The 22,541-nt window shown below is 65.2% G+C and carries 20 protein-coding genes; 9 read left to right on the top strand and 11 right to left on the bottom strand.

Going from position 1 to position 22,541, the window contains the following annotated elements:
- Complete coding sequence (gene nrdR / locus QM615_RS02155; RefSeq protein WP_008716872.1) at nt 1-465, top strand: transcriptional regulator NrdR; 465 nt, start codon at nt 1-3, stop codon at nt 463-465.
- Between the two features lie 12 nt (nt 466-477).
- Here the strand turns inward: nrdR and hrpA are convergent, their stop codons facing one another.
- Nucleotides 478-4,374 carry an ATP-dependent RNA helicase HrpA gene (gene hrpA / locus QM615_RS02150; protein WP_149405911.1) on the bottom strand — a complete coding sequence of 1,299 codons (3,897 nt, stop codon included), beginning with the start codon at nt 4,372-4,374 and terminating at the stop codon, nt 478-480.
- 70 nt (nt 4,375-4,444) lie between these two features.
- On the opposite strand from hrpA, the gene QM615_RS02145 reads away from it, so the two are divergent.
- Together QM615_RS02145 and QM615_RS02140 are read left to right on the top strand one after the other, a co-directional pair.
- Entirely contained in the window at nt 4,445-5,119 is a 675-nt protein-coding gene (locus tag QM615_RS02145; RefSeq protein ID WP_149405910.1) for a Pr6Pr family membrane protein, read from the top strand.
- Nucleotides 5,120-5,122: 3 nt separating this feature from the next.
- Nucleotides 5,123-6,382: an aminotransferase family protein gene (locus tag QM615_RS02140; RefSeq protein WP_149405909.1), complete on the top strand. Its 1,260-nt coding sequence runs from the start codon at nt 5,123-5,125 to the stop codon at nt 6,380-6,382.
- On the opposite strand, the gene QM615_RS02135 is transcribed toward QM615_RS02140, so the two are convergent.
- Nucleotides 6,366-6,596, bottom strand: a complete 231-nt coding sequence (locus QM615_RS02135; protein WP_068050670.1) for a hypothetical protein — start codon at nt 6,594-6,596, stop codon at nt 6,366-6,368. The genes QM615_RS02140 and QM615_RS02135 overlap by 17 nt on opposite strands.
- A gap of 38 nt (nt 6,597-6,634) precedes the next feature.
- Here QM615_RS02135 and QM615_RS02130 point away from each other — a divergent pair, with 38 nt between their 5' ends.
- On the top strand, nt 6,635-7,309 hold the full coding sequence (locus QM615_RS02130) for a hypothetical protein (RefSeq protein ID WP_149405908.1): 675 nt from the start codon (nt 6,635-6,637) through the stop codon (nt 7,307-7,309).
- On the opposite strand, the gene QM615_RS02125 is transcribed toward QM615_RS02130, so the two are convergent.
- The 3 genes from QM615_RS02125 to QM615_RS02115 form a co-directional block, all read right to left on the bottom strand.
- Nucleotides 7,299-7,970 (bottom strand): PhzF family phenazine biosynthesis protein, encoded by a 672-nt coding sequence (locus tag QM615_RS02125; RefSeq protein WP_149405907.1) that lies wholly within the window; start codon nt 7,968-7,970, stop codon nt 7,299-7,301. The two genes, QM615_RS02130 and QM615_RS02125, sit on opposite strands and share 11 nt — an antisense overlap.
- 77 nt (nt 7,971-8,047) lie before the next feature.
- Complete coding sequence (gene ahpD, locus QM615_RS02120) at nt 8,048-8,587, bottom strand: alkylhydroperoxidase, AhpD family (protein ID WP_094642035.1); 540 nt, start codon at nt 8,585-8,587, stop codon at nt 8,048-8,050.
- A gap of 1 nt (nt 8,588) precedes the next feature.
- A complete protein-coding gene (locus QM615_RS02115; protein ID WP_032397906.1) occupies nt 8,589-9,176 on the bottom strand; it encodes a peroxiredoxin in 588 nt (195 codons plus the stop codon).
- A gap of 154 nt (nt 9,177-9,330) precedes the next feature.
- Here QM615_RS02115 and QM615_RS02110 point away from each other — a divergent pair, with 154 nt between their 5' ends.
- Nucleotides 9,331-10,269 carry a hydrogen peroxide-inducible genes activator gene (locus QM615_RS02110; protein WP_149405906.1) on the top strand — a complete coding sequence of 313 codons (939 nt, stop codon included), beginning with the start codon at nt 9,331-9,333 and terminating at the stop codon, nt 10,267-10,269.
- On the opposite strand, the gene QM615_RS02105 is transcribed toward QM615_RS02110, so the two are convergent.
- The 4 genes from QM615_RS02105 to sthA form a co-directional block, all read right to left on the bottom strand.
- The gene (locus tag QM615_RS02105) at nt 10,256-12,772 is read right to left on the bottom strand and encodes a DEAD/DEAH box helicase (RefSeq protein ID WP_149405905.1); all 2,517 of its coding nucleotides are present in this window, start codon (nt 12,770-12,772) and stop codon (nt 10,256-10,258) included. The genes QM615_RS02110 and QM615_RS02105 overlap by 14 nt on opposite strands.
- 64 nt (nt 12,773-12,836) lie before the next feature.
- On the bottom strand, nt 12,837-13,877 hold the full coding sequence (locus tag QM615_RS02100) for an alpha/beta fold hydrolase (protein ID WP_037190102.1): 1,041 nt from the start codon (nt 13,875-13,877) through the stop codon (nt 12,837-12,839).
- A 228-nt stretch (nt 13,878-14,105) separates the two neighbouring features.
- Nucleotides 14,106-15,050 carry a proteasome assembly chaperone family protein gene (locus QM615_RS02095; RefSeq protein ID WP_283346945.1) on the bottom strand — a complete coding sequence of 315 codons (945 nt, stop codon included), beginning with the start codon at nt 15,048-15,050 and terminating at the stop codon, nt 14,106-14,108.
- Nucleotides 15,051-15,249: 199 nt separating this feature from the next.
- Nucleotides 15,250-16,665 (bottom strand): Si-specific NAD(P)(+) transhydrogenase, encoded by a 1,416-nt coding sequence (sthA, locus tag QM615_RS02090; RefSeq protein WP_149405903.1) that lies wholly within the window; start codon nt 16,663-16,665, stop codon nt 15,250-15,252.
- Between the two features lie 164 nt (nt 16,666-16,829).
- On the opposite strand from sthA, the gene QM615_RS02085 reads away from it, so the two are divergent.
- The 4 genes from QM615_RS02085 (at nt 16,830) to QM615_RS02070 (ending at nt 20,634) form a co-directional block, all read left to right on the top strand.
- Complete coding sequence (locus QM615_RS02085) at nt 16,830-17,915, top strand: S-(hydroxymethyl)mycothiol dehydrogenase (protein ID WP_068050661.1); 1,086 nt, start codon at nt 16,830-16,832, stop codon at nt 17,913-17,915.
- Complete coding sequence (locus QM615_RS02080; RefSeq protein WP_149405902.1) at nt 17,912-18,544, top strand: MBL fold metallo-hydrolase; 633 nt, start codon at nt 17,912-17,914, stop codon at nt 18,542-18,544. The genes QM615_RS02085 and QM615_RS02080 overlap by 4 nt, the downstream gene beginning before the upstream one ends.
- Nucleotides 18,545-18,656: 112 nt before the next feature.
- Complete coding sequence (locus tag QM615_RS02075) at nt 18,657-19,367, top strand: DUF5642 family protein (RefSeq protein WP_149405901.1); 711 nt, start codon at nt 18,657-18,659, stop codon at nt 19,365-19,367.
- 151 nt (nt 19,368-19,518) lie between these two features.
- Nucleotides 19,519-20,634 carry a DUF4192 domain-containing protein gene (locus QM615_RS02070; protein WP_149405900.1) on the top strand — a complete coding sequence of 372 codons (1,116 nt, stop codon included), beginning with the start codon at nt 19,519-19,521 and terminating at the stop codon, nt 20,632-20,634.
- Nucleotides 20,635-20,672: 38 nt separating this feature from the next.
- Here QM615_RS02070 and galE read toward each other — a convergent pair whose 3' ends face one another.
- Entirely contained in the window at nt 20,673-21,653 is a 981-nt protein-coding gene (gene galE / locus QM615_RS02065; RefSeq protein ID WP_149405899.1) for a UDP-glucose 4-epimerase GalE, read from the bottom strand.
- A 46-nt stretch (nt 21,654-21,699) separates the two neighbouring features.
- On the bottom strand, nt 21,700-22,386 hold the full coding sequence (locus QM615_RS02060) for an iron-dependent transcriptional repressor DtxR (protein WP_068050657.1): 687 nt from the start codon (nt 22,384-22,386) through the stop codon (nt 21,700-21,702).
- Nucleotides 22,387-22,541 lie beyond the last annotated feature (155 nt).

The raw sequence follows: 22,541 nt of genomic DNA, 5'->3' as shown, positions 1-22,541 counted from the left end.
ATGCATTGCCCGTTCTGCAGGCATCCCGACTCACGCGTGGTCGACTCGCGTGAGATGGACGAGGGACAGGCAATCCGGCGGCGTCGCTCCTGCCCGGAGTGCGGTCGTCGTTTCACGACCGTCGAGGCAGCAGTGCTTGCAGTCGTGAAGCGCAGCGGCGTGACCGAGCCGTTCAGCCGCGAGAAGGTCGTCAAGGGAGTTCGACGCGCGTGCCAGGGCAGAGATGTCGACAACGATGCGCTGAACCTGCTGGCACAGCAGGTCGAGGACGCAATCCGTGCAGCGGGATCAGCGGAGATCCCCAGCAACGAAGTGGGATTGGCCATTCTCGGTCCGCTCCGTGATCTGGACGAAGTGGCGTACCTGCGCTTCGCTTCCGTGTACCGCTCGTTCAGTTCGGCCGAGGACTTCGAGAAGGAAATCCACGAACTGCGTAAGCACCGCGAGTCCGCCGACATCGACTGACAGTTCCGCCCGTCAGCGGCTCTGGTCCGAGATCGCCTTCTCGATGCGCTTCTCGGAGACCGGATACGCCGTACGAATCCCTTGGGCGAACAGTCCCACGCGCAGCTCCTCGATCATCCAGAACAACTCCTGCACCCCGGAACTGTTCTTTCTGCTCTCCGGAAGCGAATCCAGCAGTCGTCCGTACGACGCGTACACCCGATCGAGTACATCCATCGCCGCCGCGTCACGGCCTGCGCTGCTCGGCAGAGTGGCCAACCGCTTCGTCGCCGCCGCGAGATAGCGCGGCAGGTCCGCCAATCTGCGAGAACCGAACTCGGTGACGAATCCGCGAAAGATCAAGCCGTCGAGCTGCTCCCGAACATCGTCTGCCGGCTCACCCGAGGCTGATTGTAGTTGCGCCGACAAAGCCAGGGCAGCGGTCAGCACAGGACGAACCAGGGCGAGGACCGCGGCGGTACGCTGCGGAACCTCCGCGTGCACGAGCGCCCTGAGCTTGTCGAAAGCCTCGGGATCTCGTACCGGTCCACCGTGCGCGTCCATTGCTTCCTCGACCGCGAGAACCCGGCATTCCTCGAGCAGTGCATCGACTCCGCCGTACGGATTCTGGCCGAGGGCAAGCCGTTCCGCCGTCGGTAATCCGGCCAACAGTGCTTTGGTGCCCTTCGGCGCAGTCGACAGCAGCAGAGCCCTGGTTCCGGAACGCATCGCTGCCCGCTGCTGAGCAGGGGTGCTCAGGACTCGAACCGCCACGCCCGGTCCTTCCGGCACCAAAGCCGGATAGCCGGTGACCTTCTGGCCTCCCACATCTCGGGTGACGGTCGACTCCAACCGTCCCAGCGTGCTCGAGGTCCACGCCAGCGAGGGCGCACGCTCGGCGTCACCCACCGCGCTGGCCACCTGACGGCCGACCTCACCGGACAAACCGGTACGCAGAGCGGTCAGATCCTTGTTGCTGCCCAACACCTTTCCGGACGGATCGACGGCCGCGAACGTCATTCTCAGGTGCTCGGGGAGTGCCGCAACATCGAAGTCCTTCGCTGTGATGTGGCACTGGGCCGCCCGCGAGAGCTCACGGGCCAGTGCCGTCACCAACGTTTCGGCGCGGGGCCGCATGACCGCCAACGCCGCGGCTGCGAAGTCGGGGGCCGGTACGACATTGCGGCGCAACGCTTTCGGAAGCGTCTTGATCAGCGCGGTCACCAACTCGCCGCGCATCCCCGGGACCAGCCAGTCGAAGCCCACCGGCTGTACCTGAGCGAGCAGAGCGATCGGAATTCGTGCGGTGACGCCGTCGGCCGCCGTGCCCGGCTCGAACTGGTAGGTCAGGGGAAACTGGATCTCGCCCTGTCGCCATGCGTCGGGATACGCGCCGGTCAGTACCGAGGCCGCGTCGGAGTTGACGACGGTGTCGGTGGTGAAGTCGAGCAGCGCCGGGTCCTGTCTGCGGGCCTTCTTCCACCAGGTGTCGAAGTGCCGTGCCGACACCGCCTCCGGGGCGATGCGGGCGTCGTAGAAGTCGAACAGAGCGTCGTCGTCGACGACGATGTCGCGCCGTCGGGCGCGATGTTCGAGTTCACCCACGTCGTCGAGCAGCGCCCTGTTCTTGTGGAAGAACGCGTGCTGGGTCTTCCATTCGCCCTCTACCAGCGCATGTCTGATGAACAGCTCTCGGGACGCCTCGGGGTCGATACGGTGATAGTTCACCGGACGTTGCGTCACCAACGGAATGCCGTACAGCGTCACCCGCTCGTAGGCCATCGCGGATTCACGCTTGATCGACCAATGCGGTTCCGAGTACGTCCGCTTGACCAGGTGCGGTGCGAGTCGCTCGGCCCATTCCGGTTCGATGCGGGCGACCATGCGGCCCCACAGGCGTCCGGTCTCGACCAGTTCGGCGGCCATGACCCACCGCGGGGGCTTCTTGAACAGACCCGAACCCGGGAAGATCGCGAAGTGAGCTCCGCGCGCGCCGAGGAACTCGCGCTTGTCGCCCTCCCTGAGCCCGACGTGCGAGAGCAGTCCGGACAGCAGCGACTGATGCAGGGCGGTCTCGGTGGAATCGGCGTCGGGCACCGTCCACCCGAGTCCACGGGTGATCTGACGTAGTTGGCCGTGCAGATCCTGCCACTCCCGAATACGTAGGTAGTGCAGGAACTCGGTGCGGCACATACGTCGGAACTGGTTGGAGGACAGTTCGTTTCGTTGCTCGCGCAGATACGTCCAGAGTTTCACGTACGCCAGGAAGTCGGAGTTCTCCACTGCGAAGCGTGCATGCTTCTCGTCCGCTGCCTGCTGATGCTCGGCGGGCCGCTCACGAACGTCCTGAATCGACAGGGCCGCCACAACCACCAACGCGTCGCGAAGAGAGCCGTTGCCGTTGGCCTCGACGAGCATCCGAGCCATCCGAGGATCGACCGGCAGTGCCGAGAGTTCCCGGCCGATCGGGGTCAGCTCTGCAGTGCCGTCCTTGGTGGCCGGCTTCAGCGCCCCGAGTTCCTCGAGCAGTCCGATTCCGTCCCTGATACTGCGCGGATCGGGCGGTTCGACGAACGGGAACGCGTCGATCTTGCCCAGCCCGAGTGCGGTCATCTGCAGGATGACCGACGCCAGGTTGGTGCGCAGTATCTCCGGCTCGGTGAACTGTGGACGCGACTCGAAATCCTCTTCGGAATACAGCCGGATGCAGATGCCGTCGGCGACGCGGCCACAGCGGCCGGCCCGCTGCCGCGCCGACGCCTGGGAGATCGGCTCGATGGGGAGTCGTTGCACCTTGGTGCGCAACGAATATCGCGAGATTCGAGCGGTACCGGGGTCGACCACGTAGCGGATGCCGGGGACCGTCAGCGATGTTTCCGCGACGTTCGTCGAGAGCACCACGCGTCGGCCCGAGTGCGGGGAGAACACTCGGTGTTGTTCGGCCGCAGAGAGTCTCGCATACAAAGGAACGATCTCGGTGTTGCGGAGATTGCGATCGTTCAGGGCGTCGGCGGTGTCGCGAATCTCGCGTTCACCGGACAGGAACACCAGAATGTCGCCGTCGCCCTCGGCCATCAGCTCGTCGACGGCCTGACAGGTCGCGTCGACGGGGTCGAGATCGATCGTGGTGTCCCCGGCGTCGACGGTCAGTGGCCGATAGCGCATCTCGACCGGGAACGTGCGACCGGAGACCTCGATGATCGGGGCAGGCACGCCGTCCCGCGCGAAGTGCTGGGCGAACCGTTCGGGGTCGATCGTCGCCGAGGTGATGACGATCTTGAGGTCGGGACGCCGGGGGAGAAGCTGCGCCAGGTAACCCAGGATGAAGTCGATGTTGAGGCTGCGCTCGTGCGCTTCGTCGATGATCAGGGTGTCGTACTGTCGCAGCAGTCTGTCTCGCTGGATCTCCGCCAGCAGGATGCCGTCTGTCATCAGCTTGACGAGGGTCGAATCCGAGGACTGGTCGGTGAATCTCACCTTGTAGCCGATGGATTCACCCAGGGGCTCGCCCACCTCCTCGGCGATGCGTTCGGCCACCGTGCGGGCAGCGAGGCGTCGAGGCTGAGTGTGGCCGATCGAACCGCGAATTCCGCGGCCCAGTGCGAGAGCGATCTTGGGAATCTGAGTGGTCTTACCCGAACCGGTCTCACCGGCGACGATGACGACCTGGTGTTCGGCGATGGCGGCTGCGATGTCGTCCTTGCGGAGACTGACCGGAAGCGACTCGGGGAACTCGAGGGTCGGCACCGCCGCCCGGCGATTGGCCACTACCGTCTCGGCGCGGGCGACATCGCGTTCGAGAGCGGCGAACGCGTCGTCGGTACGAGCCTTGTCCAGTCGCCGCCGCAGCCGGTTCTCGTCCCGGATCGTGACGTCTGCCAGACGTGTGGCGAGAGATTTTCGCTGACCGGACAAATTCGAGTTAGACATACTCTGTCCAGGATATCCGCATCGACGCAACCGCCGTGAATGCCGGCCGAGACTGTGCCAGGATCGCCGTATGAGCATCGTGCACGATGTCACTGCCGAACCGCGTACGCCGGTACCGATCAGGACGCTGCGGGTGCTGTTCGCCGCGCTCACCGCCGCAGCGCTCGTCTCGATCGTTCTGGACGGACTTGCCGCCCCGACGTTCTCGTTGGTCAACTACTTCAGCTACTTCACCGTGATCAGCAACGTCCTGACGGTGCTCGTCCTCACGATCGGCGGCGTGATCGATCCGCGGACTTCGGGATGGCAGCTCTTTCGCGGAGCGGTGACGCTCTACATGGTGATCACCGGGATCATCTACGCGGTGTTGCTTGCGAACATCGATGTCGGTGTCGCGGATCCGTGGACCAACAACGTGGTGCATCGAATCATGCCCGTGGTCCTTCTGCTCGACTGGATTCTCGCTCCACCGCGTCGGCAGATCTCCGAGTCACGCAGCCTGACGTGGTTGCTCTTCCCGCTGGTCTACGGGATCTACACCCTGATCCGTGGACCCGTCGTCGACTGGTACCCCTATCCCTTCCTCGATCCGAGGGAACGGGGATACCCCGCGCTTGCCGTCGGGCTGGTGGTGTTGACCGTCGCCTTCGCGCTCATGGCGCTGGCAGTGAATGCTCTCGGACGGCTCGCGGGACGGTGGAGGCACGGATCGGTCTCGAGCGAAACGGACTCCACTACTGTGTAGCGCATGTCTTCCGACCTCGATCCAGCGGCCACCACACACTCCTCCGCGCTGTGGCACGGCTTCGCCGACATGGGCAACGTCACCGCCAGCGGGCCGTTCGTCGTCTCGCGAGGCGAGGGTGCGTACATCTTCGACAACAAGGGAACGAAGTATCTCGACGCGACCGCCGGTCTGTGGTTCACCAACGTCGGTCACGGCCGACGCGAGATCGCCGATGCCGTTGCCACACAGCTGAGCTCGATCGCCCACTACTCGAACTTCGGCGACTTCGTACCCGAGACCACGCTGGCCTTGGCCGATCGTCTCGCTGCCATCGCACCGGTTCCGGGCAGCAAGATCTTCTTCACCTCCGGTGGCTCGGACTCCATCGACACCGCCGCGAAGCTCGCGCGCCGCTACTGGGTCGAAATGGGGCAACCGGCCAAGAAGATCATCGTCGGACGGCAGAAGGCCTATCACGGCATGCACGTCGCCGGCACCGCGCTGGCCGGTATCCCGGTCAACAAGGAGAACTACGGTGAACTGATGCCCGACGCCAGGACAGTGGCGTGGGACGACGCGAAGTCGCTGCTGGCGCTGATCGAGGAGGTCGGTGCCGAGAACGTGGCCGCCTTCTTCTGCGAGCCGGTCATCGGTGCCGGCGGAATCTACCTACCGCCGGAGGGCTACCTGCGCGAGGTGCGGCAGATCTGTCGCGACAACGACGTGCTGTTCGTCGCGGACGAGGTCGTCACCGGGTTCGGTCGGATCGGCGGCAGCTGGTTCGCCTCCACCCGGTTCGAGCTGGAACCCGACCTGATGACGACCGCCAAGGGGTTGACGTCCGGGTACGTACCGATGGGTGCTGTCTTCATCGCCCCGATGATCGCCGAGCCGTTCTTCGCGGGCGGCGTGTGGTGGCGACACGGGTACACCTACGGCGGCCACGCCGGAGCGGCGGCGGCAGCGATGGCCAACCTCGACATCATCGAGCGCGAAGAGCTGCTCTCGCACTCCAAGCGCATCGAGGCGGCCCTGCACACCCACCTCGCGCCACTGGCCGCACACGAACGAGTATCGGAGATCCGCAGCGGAATCGGTGCTGTTGCCGCCGTGCAGCTCGCCGACCCGGCCGAAGCATTGCCTTTCGTCAAAACGCTTCGGGCACACGGGGTCTCCGGCCGCGCCGCCGGCCAGGGTGCGATGCAGATCTCGCCCGCATTCGTCATGACCGACGCCGAGATCGAAGAGCTGGCCGCGCGGATCCTCAGCGCGCTCGGCTGAACCGAAGTCTGCCGAGCAGCTGCTTCCCTCGCGACAGCGGGGGAGCGGGTGCCGGTGTCGGCTCGTCGGAGACAGCCGCGAAACGACGGTGCAGCTGCTCGCGCACTTCCTCGGGCGCGTAGGCACGACGCTTGCGCTCGGATCGAACCACCAACGCCCCGGTGGCCGCGACACCGACCATCCCGGCGAGACCGACAGCCTTCCACACGTTCATCCGGCCACCGTACCGTCACGAGATCTAGGGTGTGGACCATGAATCCGTCGCGAATCAGCCTCGATACCGCAGTCGAGGCCACCAGAACGGGGGACATCTGGATCTTCCGCGGACAGTCGAACGCCGATCGCGCAATCCAGGCACTGACCAACAGTCCGGTCAATCACGTCGGCATGTCCGTCGTGATCGACGACCTGCCTCCGCTGATGTGGCACGCCGAACTGGGGAAGTCGTTGCAGGACATGTGGACCGGCAACTTCCAGCGCGGAGTGCAGCTGCACGATCTGCGAGCGGCCGTGACCCAGTGGGCCACGAAGTACGAACAGCGGTGCTGGCTGCGACAATTGGACGGATACGCGGGTCGTTCTGCAGGCTACACCCCGTCCGTGACGAAAGAGCAGGAGGACGCCCTGCTTCGCACCATCGCCCGCTTGGACGGCACAGCCTTTCCGACCACCGCCTCGCTCGCCGGTCGTTGGTTCCGGGGCCGAGTCCCCACACTGCGTCGCAGCCAACGCGAGGGAGCAGCCCTCGAAACCGCCTACTGCGCAGAGGTGGTGGCCATGACCTACGACGCGATGGGTCTGCTCACCGGCAACAAGAAAGCCAACTGGTTCGACCCAGGAAAGTTCTGGAGCGGCGATCGACTCCCACTCGCCGACGGTGTTCGTCTGGGCGAGGAAATCGAGGTGGACGTACCCGTCAGAGGCTGATCGACGCGTCCGCCGCGGTACGTCCGCCCAGCTCCACCCATCCGGCTTCGAAGGTGGTGTGCAATCGAGATCCGGCTCCCTGCAGGATGTTCAGGCTCCGGCCGAGTTCACCGGTCAGCCGGACGGCGGCAGCGCCGGTCGCTTCGTCCTCGGCGATACCCATCATCGGTGCGAACATGCGTGATCGCAGCGCGCCGTGCTCCTCGTCGGTCCAGGCCCAGACGTAGTGGTGCCCGCTGTCGTACGCACTCGGGTCCGCTGCCGTCACCTCGGCCGCGTCCTGGACCTGATGAAAGGTGAAGTGCGGAGTCCAGTCGGCTCGGGCCCGAACCCAGGTGTGCTCGCCCTCGTAGCGGATGTTCAGCGGCGCGGCAGGAACTGTGAGCACATCGATCGGGTGTCCCTGCTCGCGAAGCCACCACGAGAGTCCGACCGTGGGATGCCCGGCGAAGGGCAATTCCACGGCGGGCGTGTAGATGGTGGCCGAGGCTGTACCGGAGTCGGTGCGATCGACGAACACCGTCTCGCTGAAGCCGAGCTCGGTGGCGAACTGCTGTCGGTCCGCCTCGGCGACGTCATCCGCAGCCACGATGCCGAGGGGGTTGCCGAACCTGCCGTCGGCATCGGTGAACACTCGGACGACGGACACGTCGGTAGCCATGCCCGGACGGTACCAAACGCCGAACGAGGGACCCGCGGTCGCGGATCCCTCGTTCGGTGATCAGGTCGGGTCGACGCTCAGACGGCGGCACCGTCGAGGATTCGCCCTGCTTCGATCGCTTGCGCGACACCCGCGACGATCGACGCGGCGCGGATGGCCTCGAAGATCTTCTCGCGGTCGACGCCCTCGGCGCGCAGCGTCTTCTCGTGTGCCTCCAGACAGTGGTTGCACCCGTTGACGGCCGAGACCGCGAGCGACCACAGCTCGAAGTCGGCCTTCTCCACACCGGGGTTGCCGATGATGTTCATGCGCAGACCGGCGCGCAAATCGTCGTACTTGCCGTCCAGGTATCCCTTGGTTCGGTAGAAGACGTTGTTCATGCCCATGATCGACGCGGCACCGAGGGCGGCGTTGTACGCCTCGGCCGACAGTGAATCGGCTGCGTCCTCGGCAATCTCCTTCAACGTCGTCGCGGACTTCGACGCTGCGGCCACCGACAGCAGGGTGCCCCACAGCTGCTGCTCGCTGAGCACCGTGGAGCGGGCGATGGAACCGAGATTGAGCTTGAGGTCCTTGGCGTACTCGGGGACGGCGTTCTTGAGGTTGTCGATCGTCATGTCAGACGCTCGCCGTCAGCAGTTCGCCTGCGTCGATGGTGGGATCACCCTTCTTCCAGTTGCAGGCGCACAGCTCATCGGACTGCAAGGCGTCGAGAACTCGCAGGACCTCGTCCACGTTGCGCCCCACCGAGCCTGCCGTGACCGACACGAACTGGATCTCGTTGTTGGGGTCGACGATGAAGGTGGCACGGTCGGCCACACCGTCGGCATTGAGAACACCGGTGGCAGCAGCCAATTCGCGCTTGAGGTCCGACAGCATGGGGAAGGGAAGCGTCTTGAGCTCGTCGTGCTGTGCCCGCCACTGGAAGTGAACGAACTCGTTGTCGACCGACGCGCCGAGGACCTGTGCGTCGCGGTCCTCGAACTCCTCGTTCAGCTTGCCGAACGCGGCGATCTCGGTGGGGCACACGAACGTGAAGTCCTTGGGCCAGAAGAAGACGATGCGCCACTTGCCCGCGTGATCGTCACTGGTGACGGTGGTGAAGTAGTCGTCGGGCTGCTGGGCGTTCACCTTGGAGAGGTCTCCGCCGATGACGGCGGTGAGGTTGTATGAAGGGAACTGGTCGCCAATTGTCAACAGTGCCATGTGGTCTCCTCGTGTCGAATGATCGCGTCGGTTCCGTATGTGGGCGGTTCGGATCGGTGGCGTGAATGCAGCCGTACGAGCCCGGCCGACCGGTACGAGTGTGCCAAAAATGTGGTGAAAGGTAAACGTGATGAGTGGCACTAGACTGATAGGCGTGACCGATCGAAGCTATCAGCCGACCCTGTCGCATCTGCGTGCCTTCGTCGCGGTCGCCCGACATCGCCATTTCGGCAGTGCAGCAACGCAACTGAACATCACTCAACCGTCTCTGTCGCAGGCTCTCGCCACGCTGGAGCAGGGGCTGGGGGTGCAGTTGATCGAGCGCAGCACCCGCAGGGTCTTGCTGACGTCGGCCGGTGGTCAGTTACTCGGTCGGGCGACTGCGGCACTCGACGCCGTGGACGGATTGGTCGCTACCGCAGCAGGATTGGGCGGTCGGCTGACCGGTGGTATGCGGCTCGGGATCATTCCCACCGTGGCGCCCTACGTGCTGCCCGCAGTGCTCCCGGCCGTGCGCGTCGAGTACCCCGACCTCGTACCGAGAATAGTGGAGGATCACACCGCTCGACTGCTCGACGGACTCCGGTCCGGTGCACTCGACGTCGCCGTTCTCGCGCTGCCCCTCGCCGATCCGGGTTTGATCGAAACGGCCATGTACACCGAGGATTTCGTGCTCGCGCTCCCCGCCGAGCACCCTCTCGCGGGGCGTCGGGATCTGACGGTCGCCGACCTCCGCGGTCTCCCACTGCTCCTCCTCGACGAGGGGCACTGCCTGCGCGAGCAGACCCTGGATCTGTGCCGCTCGGTCGACACCGCACCCGATGCGAGCGATACCCGGGCAACGTCGCTGACCACGGTGGTGCAGTGCGTTGCAGGAGGGCTCGGCCTGACGCTGCTGCCGCGCAGCGCCGTCGAGGTCGAGGTCGCTCGTGCGGGCTTGTCCACCGCAGAGTTCGCCCACCCTGCTCCCGGCCGCACCATCGGTCTCGTGCACCGAGCTTCGAGTGCGCGCGCCGCCGAATACAGTGCGCTCGCAGGTCTTCTCGCCGCAGAAGTCCTCGCCGACAACACACGTGGACTCAGCCGGGCGTGATCACGATCTCGTCGAACACGATCTCGCCTGCCGCATCGGACTCCGGCACATCGACGACGGCGTCGAGCGACCAGCCGTGGTCACCGTCGGGATCCTCCAACACCTGACGCACCGTGGTGGACTCCGCACCGACGTTCAGCGTGAACAGCGCGGGGCCGCGGGCCGATGGTCCGGTTCCGATCGAGTCGTACTCGGCGAAGAACGGTTCCAGTTCCGTCTCCCAGTCCGGGCCGTCGTCGAGGTCGTCGAGGGCGTTCCACTGTCGGCGCGCCGCCAGATCGACTCGGCGGAAGATCGCATTCCGCGCGAGAATTCGGAAGGCCCGCGGGTTGGCCGAGATCGGACGCGGCACATCGGATCCGTACGCCTCGACGAGCGCCTCCGGCTCGGCACCCGGGTCCGTCAGGTTCTCCCATTCGTCGAGCAAGCTCGAATCCACCTGCCGCACGAGTTCACCCAGCCACTCGGTGATGTCCTGTACCTCTTCGGTTCGAGACTCCGGCGGAACCGTCTGGCGCAGTGTGCGATAGGCGTCGGCGAGATAGCGGAGGACGAGCCCCTCGGACCGCATCAGACCGTAGTGGCTGATCAATTCTGCGAACGTCATCGCGCGCTCGACCATGTCGCGGACCACGGACTTGGGGGACAGGCCGACCTCGGAGAGCCACGGATGCGTGCCGCGATAGATCTCGAATGCCGGAACGAGCAGCTCTGCAAGAGGTTTCGGCCACGTGACCTCCTCGAGCAGTTCCATTCGCTCGTCGTACTCGATTCCGTCGGCCTTCATCTGCGAGACCGCTTCGCCGCGCGCCGCGTGCTGCTGGGCCATCAGGATCTGACGCGGATCGTCGAGGGTCGATTCGATGATCGAGACGACGTCGAGGGCATGGGTCGGTGATTCGGCGTCGAGCAGATCGAACGACGCGACCGCGAACGTCGACAGCGGCTGATTGAGCGCGAAGTCCGGCTGCAGGTCCACGGTCAGTCGAGCGTGTCGACCGTCGGCATCCGGCTCGTCGAGTTGTTCGACGATGCCCGCATCGACCAGACCGCGGTAGAGCGAGAGTGCCCGCAGAATGTGCTTGCGCTGAGCGGGCCGGGTCTCGTGATTGTCCTCGAGCAGGTGACGCATGGCATGGAAGCAATTGCCCGGCCGGGCAATGACATTGAGCAGCATGGCGTTGCTCACCGAGAACCGTGAGGTGAGCGGCTCAGGACTTGCTGTGATGATCCGTTCGAACGTCGGCTCGCCCCACGAGACGAAACCGTCGGGTGCCTTCTTGCGCTGTACGCGTTTGAGCTTCTTCGGATCGTCGCCGGCCTTGGCCACCAGACGGGCGTTCTCGATGTCGTGCTCGGGGGCCTCGACCACGACGGTGCCGAGGGTGTCGTATCCGGCTCGCCCCGCGCGGCCCGCGATCTGATGGAACTCGCGGGCTCGGAGCTTGCGGGTGCGGACGCCGTCGTACTTGGTCAGTCCGGTGAACAACACGGTGCGAATGGGGACGTTGATGCCCACACCGAGGGTGTCCGTTCCGCAGATCACCTTGAGCAGCCCGTCCTGCGCCAACTTCTCGACCAACCGTCGATACTTGGGCAGCATGCCTGCGTGATGCACCCCGATGCCGTGCCGAACCAACCTCGACAGCGTCTTGCCGAACCCGGTGGTGAAGCGGAAGGCACCGATGGCCTCGGCTATCTCGGCCTTCTCCTGCTTGGACGCAACGTTCACGCTCGTCAATGCCTGAGCGCGTTCGAGTGCCGAAGCCTGGGTGAAGTGCACGACGTAGACCGGCGCGAGGTGCGTCTGCACCAACTCTTCGATGGTTTCGCTGATCGGGGTGGTGACGTAGGAGAACATCAAGGGAACCGGACGCTCGGTGCCCGAGACCACGGTGGTCGTGCGTCCGGTGCGTCGGGTCAGATCGTCCCGGAAGAACGAGACGTCGCCGAGAGTCGCCGACATCAACAAAAACTGAGCGTTCGGCAGCTCGATCAACGGAACCTGCCAGGCCCACCCCCGATCGGGCTCGGAGTAGTAGTGGAACTCGTCCATGATCACCTGGCCGATGTCGGAGTCGGCACCCTGGCGCAGAGCGAGGTTCGCGACGATCTCGGCGGTGGCGCAGATGATCGGAGCACCGGAATTGACCGACGCGTCGCCGGTCATCATGCCGACGTTCTGAGCGCCGAAGATCTCGCACAGGGCGAAGAACTTCTCGCTGACGAGTGCCTTGATCGGCGCGGTGTAGAAACTCCGAACGCCTGCGGCCATCGCGGCGTAGTGGGCTCCGATGGCCACCATCGATTTGCCCGATCCGGTCGGCGTGGCCAGGATGACGTTGGAGCCGGAGACCAGCTCGATGAGAGCTTCCTCCTGCGCGGGATACAGGGTCAGACCGCGATCGGCAGTCCAGGTGGTGAACGTGTCGAACAGGACGTCCGGGTCGACGCCGTCGGACCGAGCGGCGGCGGCATCGGGAATCAGTTCGGTGAGAAGCACCTCTACAGGCTATGTGGGATCGACGGCCGAACCCGCATCGACACCGAGCGGCCGTCGCGACGCCTCAGGTCGCGCTGCGCTCGTCGGAACCCATCGCACCGAGAACGGCCATCCGAGTGCTGGCGCTTCCGGTGATCATGTCCTCACCGACACCGGTGATGAGCAGGTTGCGCCACCGCACCTCGTCGAAAGTCAGCGACGGGGTGGAATCGATGAAGTCCTCGACGACCTGCAGAAAGCGCATCGGATCGTCCCGGAACGGGAAGTGTCCGGAATTCTCGAACACCTCCAACGTGGAACCGGGCATGGCCGAGTGCGCGAGGCGCGCATGACTGACCGGAATCACCGAGTCCTGATCACCCCACACGAGCAGAACGGGAAGGTTCTCGGTGAGATAACAGCGGTCCAGCATCGTGACCACCTGGCCGCGCCAGTCCACGACGGCGCGCAGGGTCCGCAGATACGCCTCGTACGTCGTCGGGGCCGGGAGCTCGCTCAGCACGCGGATCAGATCCGGAGTGTCGTGCAGGAGCGATCCGGGTCGCAGGGGAGAGCTGTGCAGTTTGCTCAGCAGGCCGCCCGCCAGCTTCACCGCCGGGATCGCGCCGGGCAGGCGGAGCAGTTTGACGGCCTCGCTCAGAAACGGCATGGACGCCAGTCGAAGAATGGGATGTACGTCCTTGGTGACGCCGCCGGAGGACACCAGAGCCAACCTGTCGACCATGCCCGGGAACTGGTACGCGAACTGCATGGCGACGCCGCCGCCCAGTGAGTGCCCGACGACGGTGACGTGCTCGATGCCCAGCACCGAGAGCAAATCGCGCATGCCGTTGGCGTACGCGGCGACGGAGTAATCCGCACGCGGCTTGTCCGAGCGACCGTGACCGAGCAGATCCGGAGCGATGACGGTGTAGTTCTTCGCGAGGTGCGGGATGACTTCGTTCCACGTCTCGGAGTTGTCACCGATACCGTGGATCAACAGCAGCACCGGACCTTCGCCGGCCATGCGGAATGCCCGCCGGTATCCGTGAATGGTCCGGAAGATCAGCCGTGGTTCTTCGTCGGGAACCGGACGGAGCTTGCGACTGCGCGGATTGGTGCTCATCTGCGCCTCCTGAAATTCCCTGGTGCACCGCGCGATGCGGCACAGAACGGCGACGCCGTGCACGAGTGTGTGGACGTACGTACCGGAGTACGTGTTGCTACGACTCTCGCACGAGATGACGCTCGGGGCAGAACATCGAGCGTATTTGCGGTTACAGGTATGTTCCGATCGGCCCGGACTGTCCTATATGCCCGCCGAATCGATCATCTTCTGTGACCACTCACACTGTCACTGCTCGGTGTTGCCCTCACCCTCGTCGAGATTTGCCTGCTCGGCCAGGAAGCGCTCGAACTCGGCCCCGAGTTCGTCGCCGCTCGGCAGTGGCTCGTCACTGGCCAACAACGTCGACTGCTGCTCCTGCGCGGCGACATACGTGTCGTACTGACGCTCCAGCGCCTGCACCACCGATTGGACCTCTTCGTTCCCGGTGATGTGCTCGTTCACCTGTTCCCGAACTCGCGCCGCGGCCTCACCCAGGGCGGCAAGCGGCAGATCCAGGTCGGCGGCCTCACCGACGTTCTCGAGCAACGTCTCGGCCGCACCGGGGTAGTCCGTCTGTGCGAGGTAGTGCGGGACGTGCACAGAGAAGCCCATGGACTCGTGACCGTGCTGCGCCATCCGAAGCTCGAGCAGGGACGAGGCGCTGCCCGGCACCTGCAGATCACCTGCCCAGCTGTTGCCCTCCTTGACCAGCTCCTTGTCGCTGGCGTGAGCCGTCACACCGAGTGGCCGGGTGTGCGGAATGGCCATCGGGATCGAGCCGAGACCGATGGTGCGGCGCACACCGAGCTGTTCGGCGAGGAGCCTGACAGCGGTGGTGAACTTCTCCCATCGCAAATCCGGTTCCATACCGGCGAGCAGCAGGAACGGAGTCCCCGACTTGTCATTGACGGCATAGAGGTTCAGCTCGGGAGCGTCGTAGTCCGAGAAATGATCGGACTTGAACGTCATCGTCGGCCGCCGGGACCGGTAGTCGATCAACTCGTCGACGTCGAACGACGCGACCAGCTCCGACTCCAGACTCTCGCGCAGGTGGGTGGTGGCCAACTTCACCGCGTGACCCGCGTCGGAGAAACCCTCCAGGCCGTGCACCAGGACGGGTCCGACGCCGTCGTTGGAGAAGATTTGCGGTGCCGGAAACTCCAGCTCGTACATCTTCGACTGTTCGGTCATGGCCTGGCCCCTTTCGGATCGACTCGTCGGTACCTCGACGCGAGATTCGAGCCAGAATACGCCGACCCTCGGCTCGCGCCGTGTACGCGCCGACGTCGAACGTGGCGAATCACTACCGACAAGAACAACCGGTTGCCCGCCGTTCATTCCCGGACGGTCGCCGATTCTGCGCCGAGGGGCTCTCGGTGACTCGAGCCGATCAGCGGTCGAAGTTGGCCAGTGCACGAATCTTGTTGGTGACGTCGAGGGCTGCGACCTTGTACGCCTCGGACAGCGTCGGGTAGTTGAACACGGCATCGACGAGATAGTCGACGGTGCCGCCGCACCCCATCACCGCCTGCCCGATGTGCACCAGATCCGTCGCACCCGAACCGAAGATGTGCACGCCCAGAATCGACCGATCCTCGGTGGAGACGAGCAACTTCAACATCCCGTACGAGTCGCCGGCGATCTGACCCCGGGCGAGTTCGCGGTATCTCGATACACCGACCTCGTAGGGGATCGATCCCTTCGTCAGGTCGACCTCGGTGGCTCCGACGTACGAGACCTCGGGGATGGAGTAGATGCCGATGGGCTGAACGTCGGTCAACTTCGCGTCGGACTCGCCGAACGCGTGATACGCGGCCAACCTGCCCTGATCCATCGACGTCGCGGCCAACGCCGGGAACCCGATGACATCGCCGACGGCATAGATGTGATCGACCTTGGTCTGGAAATGCTCGTCGACGAAGATCCGCCCTCGGGCGTCCGCCTCGAGACCTGCGTTCTCGAGATCCAGCGCCGTGGTCAGCCCCTGCCGACCGGCCGAGTACATCACCGTCTCCGCCGGGATGCGCTTACCGCTCGCCAGCGTGGTCACGGTCCCGTTCGGCCCGACGTCGACCGCGGTCACCGCCTCGCCGAATCGGAACGTCACCGCGAGATCGCGGAGGTGGAACTGCAACGACTCGATGATCTCTCGATCGCAGAAGTCGAGCATCGAATCCCGCTTCTCGACGACGGTGACCTTCGTTCCCAGGGCAGCGAACATCGACGCGTACTCGATTCCGATGACGCCGGCCCCGACGACGACCATCGACGCCGGAATGAACTCGAGATTGAGGATTCCGTCCGAGTCGAGCACTCGATAGTCGTCGAACGCGACGTCGGCCGGACGGGCAGGAGCGGTGCCGGTGGCGATCACCACGTTGGCGGCCGCGACAGTGATGCGCTCACCCCGCGTCTCGTCCTCCACGACGATGGTGTGCGCGTCGAGAAACTTGCCGACGCCGGTGATCAACTCGATGCGGTTCCGGAGCAGCTGCGAACGCACCACCTCGATCTCCTTGCCGATCACGTGCTGGGTTCGGGCCAACAGATCGGCAGGAGTGATATCGGCCTTCACCCGGTAACTCGCCCCGTACAGCTCCCGTTGATTCATGCCCGTGAGATACAGAACGGCCTCGCGCAGCGTCTTGGACGGAATGGTCCCGGTGTTGACGCAGACCCCGCCGAGCATGTGGCCCTTCTCCACGATCGCCACCCGCTTGCCGAGCTTCGCAGCCGCAATGGCCGCCTTCTGCCCACCGGGGCCGGAGCCGATGACCACCAGGTCGTACTGCATGGGTTCAGACATTCGTCATAGTTACCGCTCGCACGCAAAGACTGCGTGCCCACCCGGTCACAACCTTGTGAACTCCACGATTCGGTGCGTCGAACCCATGCAGATGTCGCCACGTGCTGATGCGTTGTGCGAGGCTGAACAGAGCACGAAACACCCGATTTTCAGTGGAGGAACACATGCCGCAGCAGGTCCGCGCCGTCGTCGCCAAGAGCAAGGGCGAGCCCGTCTCCATCGAGACGATCACCATCCCCGATCCCGGGCCCAACGAGGTCGTCGTGAAGATCCAGGCCTGCGGGGTGTGTCACACCGACCTGCACTACCGCGAAGGCGGCATCAACGACGAATTCCCGTTTCTGCTCGGACACGAGGCGGCCGGAATCGTCGAGACCATCGGCGACCGCGTCGAGCACGTCGAGGTCGGAGACTTCGTCGTACTGAACTGGCGCGCCGTGTGCGGCGAATGTCGAGCCTGCAAGCGCGGCACTCCGTGGTACTGCTTCGACACCCACAACGCAGCACAGAAGATGACCCTCGAGGACGGTACCGAGTTGACCCCGGCGCTGGGCATCGGCGCATTCGCCGAGAAGACCCTGGTCCACGAGGGCCAGTGCACCAAAGTCGCCGCAGACGCCGATCCCGCCGTGGTCGGACTGCTCGGCTGTGGCGTGATGGCCGGTCTGGGAGCGGCGATGAACACCGGCAACGTCTCGCGCGGAGACTCGGTGGCCGTGATCGGCTGCGGCGGTGTGGGCGATGCCGCGATCGCCGGAGCACGCCTGGCCGGCGCGTCGACGATCATCGCGGTCGATCGTGACCCCGGCAAGCTCGAATGGGCACTGGGCCTCGGAGCCACCCACACCGTCGACTCGTCGGTGGTCGACGCCGTCGAAGCAGTCCAGGAGCTCACCGGAGGCTTCGGTGCCGACGTGGTCATCGACGCCGTCGGTCGCCCGGAGACCTGGAAGCAGGCGTTCTACGCCCGCGACCTCGCCGGAACCGTGGTGCTCGTCGGCGTGCCGACACCCGAGATGACCCTCGAGATGCCGCTGATCGACTTCTTCTCCCGCGGCGGATCGCTCAAGTCCTCCTGGTACGGAGACTGCCTGCCCGAGCGCGACTTCCCGCAGTTGGTCGATCTGTATCAGCAGGGCCGTCTGCCGCTCGAGAAGTTCGTCACCGAACGCATCACCATCGACGACGTCGAAGCCGCCTTCGAGAAGATGCATCAGGGCACCGTCCTGCGTTCGGTGGTCGTCCTGTGAGCGGGCAGTTCCGCGTCCAGAACGTCGTCACCTCGGGCACGTTCAGCCTCGACGGTGGCACCTGGGACGTCGACAACAACATCTGGCTGATCGGCGACGACGACGAGGTGGTGATCGTCGACGCAGCGCACACCGCGGCGCCGATCGTCGACGCGGTTGCCGGCCGGACGGTGAAGGCCGTCATCTGCACCCACGGCCACAACGACCACGTGACCGTGGCACCGGAACTGGCCGAGACCTTGGACGCGCCGATTCTGCTGCACCCCGCCGACGACATGCTGTGGGAGCAGACGCACCCTGGCGTCGGGCACTCGACCCTCGAGGACGGTCAGCGCATCACCGTGGCCGGAACCGACATCCTGGCGCTGCACACGCCCGGGCACTCACCCGGGTCGACGTGCCTGTACCTACCGGAAGCGGGGGAGTTGTTCAGCGGCGACACCCTCTTCTCCGGCGGCCCGGGTGCCACCGGACGGTCGTACTCGGATTTCCCGACCATCATCGGGTCCATCCGAGATCGGCTCTTCGCCCTGCCTGTCGACACCCGAGTCAACACCGGCCACGGTGACGGCACACGCATCGGCGACGAAGCACCGCACCTCGAGGAGTGGATCGCCCGCGGCAGCTGAATTCGCGACACTGCGGTAGGTCGCCTGCCGCGTTCGAGGTGGTCGGAATGAGACAGTGGTGGGACGCCGGAGCGTGTGCTTCGGCGTCCCATCGACCCGAAGAGGACGTCTTGTGAGCCCCGCCGCACGCAGAACCCGCCTGTCCATCGCCGTGACCTCGGCGGCGAGCGCAGCTCTCGTGCTGGCCGGCTGCAGCTCGACCGTCACCGGCTCTCCCGAGCCCAGTGCAGGTGCCACCACCTCGTCGCCGCAGTCCGGCGTGGATCTGAACACGCTGCTGATCGACCCGTCCAGCTTCCCGGCACCGTACGACGCCCTGGTGCTGCCCCAGCAGGCGATCTCGCAAGCCGCACCCGATCTCAGCGGAATTCCTGCCGGTGCCGAGGTCAGCCCGGCGGGATGCAAGCCCGCCGACCAAGATTTCGGCCCGACGGGCACGGCCATGATCGTCGGCACCGACAACGACAGCCGGTCCACCATCTCGATCGAGTTGACCGCGGTGGACGAACCGCTCTCGGCGCGCAAGGAGCAGCTCGAACAGTGCGGCGAGGTGACCGCAACCAAGTCCGGCGCGACCTCGACGGTGACCTCCACTCTGACGCCTGCACCGACCATCGATGCGGACGACACATTGGCCGTCCGGCAGACCGTCGCATCGGGAGCAGGCGGCGACGCCGTCACCCAGTCGATGCTGACACTGATGGCCCAGGTCGACGGAGTGCGAGTATCGGCCACGTTCATGTCGTTCGGCTCGGGCACGCCCGATGCGATGACCCTCGACGAGCTGTTCACCGCGGCAGTCCAGAAAGTCGGCCAGAGCTGACGCAGCACTAGCAGACGGCACCGACACGAATCGGTCGGACACAGCGCCGGCGTCGCGATTCATCCACAGCGCGGCAGTTCTCCACAGGGCAGTGCGAAAGCCCAGGTCGAGACTTTTTCGATCGTCGGGACCCCGGCCAGGATTCTCCGGTATGTACACACCGACGAACTCTCACGGCAACTTCGACTCCCGCCATCGCGTACGGCTCGGTCACCCGAGCGACCTGATCACAGCGGTACCGGCCATGCTCGGGTTCCACCCGCACCGATCGATGGTGCTCATCGCGGTCAAGGACGGCGGTGCGAGCGTCGGACCCACGATGCGTCACGACCTCGTCCTGGCCGGCGATCACATCGATCGGCGCGCGGGCAGTCACACCCGCGCGACCCCGGAGATGCTCGACGTCATCGCCTACCTGGCCGGCTACTGCGCGATGGAGAACATTCCCGCGGTCATGGCGGTGTTCGTCGACGACAGGCTCGATCGAACCGTCCGGACACCGCATCTACTCGACGTGGAAGCACTGGTGACCGAACTCGACGCCACACTCGCCTCGTTCGGAGTGCAGCTCGGTGAGGCCCTTGCGGCGTCGGAGATCGCCGAATCAGCCGACTGGTGGACGTTGCGCGGACCACAGCGGCACGGCCTGATGTCCGATCCGTCGGCGTCGCCGATGACCGTGGCCCGCGTGCTCGACGGCTACTCCGTCCGACGATCCAGGTCCGAGCTGGCCGAGACCATCGTGCCGGGCCCCGACGCGATCGTGCGGGCCGTTGCCGCCGAGATCGCGCGACAACGACGGGACGGGGTTCGATCTCGTACCGACGAGCTGACGTCGGTGCTGTCGTACGTCGCGCGAGCGCCGTACGACAGCGAATTGGATCCGACCGACATCGCTCGGATCGCACTCGCGATCGGTCATGTCCAGGTGCGAGACGCACTGCTGGCCCTGACTCTCGGTGACGACGCGGGATTCGTCGAAGAGTTCTGGGCGAGGATGTCCTGCGTCCTGCCGAAGGACGAACGAGCCATCGCCGCAACACTTCTGGCCTTCAGCGCGTACGTCCGCGGAGACGGACCGATGGCCCGCATCGCGATCGATGCGGCACTGGAAGCCGACGAGAACTACTCGCTGGCGCGACTGTTGGACCGGTCGCTCAGCGCCGGCGCAGGTCCCGAGCTCGTTCGGGAAGTGGCCGAGAGCGGCTTCGCGTGTGCTCGCGCCTGCGGAGTTCGGCTCCCCGGCGACCCCTTCGGGCGACGGTGACAGCAGTCGAGCACATCGACGATCGGCAGGCGAGTGGGTCAGCGCGCCGCGTGCGACCGATCGCCGAGCTGTTGCAGGAATGTCCACGCATCGGCCACGATCCGATCGAGATCGGTCAGCTCCGGCGTCCACTTCAACTCCTCGACTGCGCGCGAGCTCGAGGCGATCAAGACGGCAGGGTCACCGGCACGACGGGGAGCATGTTCGACGGCGATGGGCAGACCGGTGACGCGCTCGCAGGACGAGATGACCTCGTGCACGGAGAATCCGGTACCGCTGCCGAGGTTGTAGATGGTGTGCTCGCCCGGTTGTGCGGCATCGACAGCGAGTATGTGCGCCTCGGCGAGATCGGCAACGTGGATGTAGTCGCGAACAGCCGTACCGTCCGGAGTGGGCCAGTCGGTGCCGAACACCGAGATCTTCTCGCGCTGCCCGAGTGCGACCTGGAGCACGAGCGGAATCAGGTGGGTCTCGACGACGCGATTCTCTCCGAAACCGTTGTAGGCACCGGCGACGTTGAAGTACCGAAGGCTCGTGGCGGCGAGGCCGTAGGCCGCGGCGTACGACGTGATCGCGTGATCTATCGCGAGTTTGGTGGCACCGTAAGGGTTGGTGGGGCGGGTGGGTGCGTCCTCGGTGATGGGGGTCTTCTCGGGCTCGCCGTACGTGGCGGCGGTCGAGGAGAACACCAGCTTCGCGGTACCGGATGCTCGAATGGCATCGAGCAACGCCAGCGAGGTGACGACGTTTCCGCTCCAGTACTTGTCGGGCGAGACCACCGACTCGCCGACGAGAGATTGCGCGGCGAAGTGCAGGACAGCGTCGAACCCACCGCCGATCAGTACGTCCGCAGCGACGTCCTTGATGTCGCCTTCCACGAATGTGGCACCACCGGGCACGGCTTCCCGGTTACCGGTGGACAGGTTGTCCACGACCACGACCTCGTGACCGCGCTCGACGAGCACAGCCGCGCAGACGCTGCCGACGTAACCGGCACCACCGGTAACCAGAAGCTTCACTGTTCGTTCTCCCTCACACGCTTCCGACGCCGTCGTCGGTGTGAGGTCAGACCTTCTTCACCTGGACGGCGTGCGCCATTTCCTCGGATATGTCGACACCACTGTGTCCTGGCACCGTGATCGTGACCGACCCGGGCTTGGCTTCGACTGTAACCCGAGCATCGGGGACCACGCCTGCTTCGCGAAGCTGAGCGATGACCTCCGGGTCGGACTGAACGTGCTCGGCGAGGCGTCGCACGACGACAGCGGTCGGCTGGCCGACGGGCACATCCGTGAGGCGGATGAGAGCTTCCGGTGCCAGAGTCGACTGGCCGAGACCTAGTTCCTCCAGACCGGGGATCGGGTTGCCGTACGGCGAAGTGGTCGGGTTGTTCAGGACGGTGACCAGACGTCGCTCGACCTCCTCGCTCATCACGTGTTCCCAACGGCACGCCTCGGCGTGCACGTCTTCCCAGCGCAGACCGATGATGTCCACGAGCAGACGCTCGGCCAGACGGTGTTTGCGCATGACTGCGACCGCCAGGCTTCGGCCCTTCTCGGTCAGCTCGAGGTGTCGATCGCCTGCGACGGACAACAGCCCGTCTCGCTCCATCCGAGCAACGGTTTGGCTGACGGTGGGACCACTCTGTTCGAGCCGTTCGGCGATTCTCGCGCGGAGCGGAATCACGCCCTCTTCTTCCAAATCGTAGATCGTCCGGAGGTACATCTCCGTGGTGTCGACCAGATCCTTCACACTCAACCCCTTCGTCGGGCTCGATCCTACCGTCAGCGCCCCGAAATGAGCGCTGCACCCAGCCGCAGCGGGCGCGGCGCACCACAACGGCGTACGCCGTTTCCCATGGCTTCTCACAAGGGGACTGTGGGGACAACACCGGAACCCGGCAACAC

It is taken from the genome of Rhodococcus sp. IEGM 1341 (assembly GCF_030056895.1).
GTDB lineage: Bacteria > Actinomycetota > Actinomycetes > Mycobacteriales > Mycobacteriaceae > Rhodococcoides.
The sequence above is the reverse complement of the archived record's forward strand: the minus strand, read 5'-3'. Positions and strand labels throughout refer to the sequence as shown.

Excerpts from the sequence above, each read along its gene's own strand:
- nrdR (WP_008716872.1), top strand. The coding sequence starts at position 1 with ATGCATTGCCCGTTCTGCAGGCATCCCGACTCACGCGTGGTCGACTCG.
- hrpA (WP_149405911.1), bottom strand. The coding sequence starts at position 4,374 with ATGTCTAACTCGAATTTGTCCGGTCAGCGAAAATCTCTCGCCACACGT.
- QM615_RS02145 (WP_149405910.1), top strand. The coding sequence starts at position 4,445 with ATGAGCATCGTGCACGATGTCACTGCCGAACCGCGTACGCCGGTACCG.
- QM615_RS02140 (WP_149405909.1), top strand. The coding sequence starts at position 5,123 with ATGTCTTCCGACCTCGATCCAGCGGCCACCACACACTCCTCCGCGCTG.
- QM615_RS02135 (WP_068050670.1), bottom strand. The coding sequence starts at position 6,596 with ATGAACGTGTGGAAGGCTGTCGGTCTCGCCGGGATGGTCGGTGTCGCG.
- QM615_RS02130 (WP_149405908.1), top strand. The coding sequence starts at position 6,635 with ATGAATCCGTCGCGAATCAGCCTCGATACCGCAGTCGAGGCCACCAGA.
- QM615_RS02125 (WP_149405907.1), bottom strand. The coding sequence starts at position 7,970 with ATGGCTACCGACGTGTCCGTCGTCCGAGTGTTCACCGATGCCGACGGC.
- ahpD (WP_094642035.1), bottom strand. The coding sequence starts at position 8,587 with ATGACGATCGACAACCTCAAGAACGCCGTCCCCGAGTACGCCAAGGAC.
- QM615_RS02115 (WP_032397906.1), bottom strand. The coding sequence starts at position 9,176 with ATGGCACTGTTGACAATTGGCGACCAGTTCCCTTCATACAACCTCACC.
- QM615_RS02100 (WP_037190102.1), bottom strand. The coding sequence starts at position 13,877 with ATGAGCACCAATCCGCGCAGTCGCAAGCTCCGTCCGGTTCCCGACGAA.
- QM615_RS02095 (WP_283346945.1), bottom strand. The coding sequence starts at position 15,050 with ATGACCGAACAGTCGAAGATGTACGAGCTGGAGTTTCCGGCACCGCAA.
- sthA (WP_149405903.1), bottom strand. The coding sequence starts at position 16,665 with ATGTCTGAACCCATGCAGTACGACCTGGTGGTCATCGGCTCCGGCCCC.
- QM615_RS02085 (WP_068050661.1), top strand. The coding sequence starts at position 16,830 with ATGCCGCAGCAGGTCCGCGCCGTCGTCGCCAAGAGCAAGGGCGAGCCC.
- QM615_RS02070 (WP_149405900.1), top strand. The coding sequence starts at position 19,519 with ATGTACACACCGACGAACTCTCACGGCAACTTCGACTCCCGCCATCGC.